Source organism: Streptomyces sp. NPDC000941, assembly GCF_053599555.1.
This window is the reverse complement of sequence record NZ_JBSFMM010000512.1, coordinates 1-2131: the sequence shown is the minus strand read 5'-3', so window position 1 is coordinate 2131 and position 2131 is coordinate 1. Positions and strand designations below refer to the sequence as shown.

2 protein-coding genes are annotated in these 2131 nt (G+C 76.5%); both read right to left on the bottom strand.

Annotation, left to right across the window (positions count from 1 at the left end; all coding sequences use genetic code 11):
* Positions 1-198: 198 nt before the first annotated feature.
* Positions 199-1545 carry a tetratricopeptide repeat protein gene (locus ACWDSL_RS53170; RefSeq protein WP_450496941.1) on the bottom strand — a complete coding sequence of 449 codons (1347 nt, stop codon included), beginning with the start codon at positions 1543-1545 and terminating at the stop codon, positions 199-201.
* Positions 1546-1732: 187 nt separating this feature from the next.
* On the bottom strand, positions 1733-2131 hold a 399-nt coding region (locus tag ACWDSL_RS53165; protein WP_450496940.1), incomplete at its 5' end, for a DUF4331 family protein.

Below are 2131 nucleotides of genomic sequence, written 5' to 3'. Positions count from 1 at the left end.
CGCCTCGTGCAGCTTGGCGCGCAGCACCTCGACTTGGTAGCCGAGGTCGTCGGCGTGCTGGACGGCCTTTTCCCGCTCGGTCTTCAGCCGCTCCACCCGGGTGCGCTGGCGGGCGGCCCCCTCGGGATGCCCATGCGGACGAGCGGCCGGGCAGCGGGTGCTGGCGCCCGCCGGGTGGGCCGAGCGCCGAGCGGCCGGTCATCGGGGGCCGCCCAGCCCCTTCAGCGCCGCCTTCGCCGCGCGGGCGCCCGTGGGGGAGAAGGCCGGGTTGAGGTCGAGGGCCGCGGTGAGGTGGCGGCGGGCGGAGGCGGTGTCGCCGAGAGCCTTCTCGATGACCCCCCGGTGGTAGAGGAACGACGCGTTGCGGTACCCGGGCGCCGCGGCGGACTTGGCGTAGGTCAGGGCCTCGCGGTCGCGGCCGGCCCGGTGCAGCGCCCAGGCCAGCGCGTCGGCGGTGTGCACGCTGTGCCGGCGGCCCCATTCGGCCCTGGCCGCCCGCAGCGCCTCCGTACGGTCGCCGTGGTCGGCGGCGATCAGCGCGCTGTCGAGGTCGGTCGCCACACCGTTGGCCCGCGCCAGGTCGATCCAGGTGGCGGCCACGGCGTACTGCTCCCGGGCCCGGGTGCGGTCGCCGCGCGCCTCGTACACCTCGCCGAGGGCGGCCAGCTCGGCGGGCAGCGGGTAGCGCCGTACGACCTCTCCCAGGTCGCGGGCCGCCGCGTCGAGGTCGCCGAGCGCGGCGTGGGTGCGGCCGCGGCCCTCCAGGGCGGGGAGGTAGCCGGGCTCGGCGCGCAGCGCGTCGGCGTAGTGGCCGCGCGCCCGGGGGAACTGGCCCTGGCTCCAGGCCAGCTGGCCGAGCGCGGTGGCCACGTACGCCACGTCCCCGGGCGCGGTCGCCGACTTCCGCGCGCGCAGCAGTACGCGGCGGGCGCCGGCCGGGTCGCCGCGCAGCTCCAGGACGTAGGCGAGACGGGTGAAGACGGGGATACCGGGGCGCAGCGAGTCGGCGCGCCTGGCGGCGGCGTACGCCTCGTCGTACCGGCCGAGTTCGACGAGCGCGTCGACCCGGACGGCGAGCGCCCGCTCGCTGTACGCGTTGACCTTCAGCGCCCGGTCGGCGTCCCGCAGCGCGCCGGGGAAGTCATGCCGCGCGGCGGCGAGCGCGGCGCGGCCGGCGAGGGCCGGGTCGTTGTCGCGCGGCTGGGCGGACAGGGAGCGGGCGAGGGCCTTCTGGGCCTGGGGGTAGCGGGTGGGGTCCCCGGTGGTGCGGGCCTGTTCGACGTAGGCGGCGCCGAGGGTGGCCCAGCCGGCCGCGTCCTTGGGCTTGGCGCGCAGACGGGCCTGGAGCGCGCTGATGCTCTTCCCCAGGTCCTCGGAGCTGACCCGGTCGAGCGCCGCCCGGCCGGCGGGCAGCACGGCGGTGGTCCGTGCGCCGGAGGCGCGGTCGTCGGACCCGCCGACGGCGAACGCGGCGACCGTGAGCCCCGTCGCGAGCGTGACGACGACGGCGGCGGTGCGGACGAGATGCCGGACGGGGACGGGCATTGCGGCTGCCTTTCGGATGATGGGCGTTCAGGGCTCGGGTGCCGGCGGGTGCCGGTGCTACCGGGATGTACGTACGGAAGCGGGCCCGTGCTCGCCGGTCCGGGCCGGCGGGCGCGTTTCTTCTCGCATTTCTGCTCGAACGCGCCCACCGGCCGGTGCGCGGAACCGACCCCCGTCGCACGCCCGATCAGTGCCTGCGCGTGTGCACCCGCACCAGCCGCTGCCGGCGCCGGCGCCAGGTCAGGCCGACGACCAGCAGCAGCACCGCCGCGCCGCCCGCGGCGGCGGACGTGGCGAGCAGGGTGTTGTTGTCCTCGGTGGTGGTGGAGACGATGCCGGAGCCGCCGTTCAGCAGGGTGCGGCCGTCGGCCGTGGTCGTGGCGCTCTTGGTGGAGCTCTTCGCGTCCGAGCCGGAGTTGGGCAGCCCGATGTACGGGAAGTAGCCGCCGAACTTCTGGTCGGCGTTCGAGTCCACCGCGTCGCCCAGGTCGTTCTTCTCGCCGAGCAGCTCGCCCTCGACGACCTGAAGCGCGATGTCCAGGACGTCATCGGTCAGCCGGCGGCCGTTGGGGAAGCCGGCCTGGTC

Coding starts and splice junctions, on each gene's coding strand:
- ACWDSL_RS53170 (WP_450496941.1), bottom strand. CDS start 1,545: ATGCCCGTCCCCGTCCGGCATCTCGTCCGCACCGCCGCCGTCGTCGTC.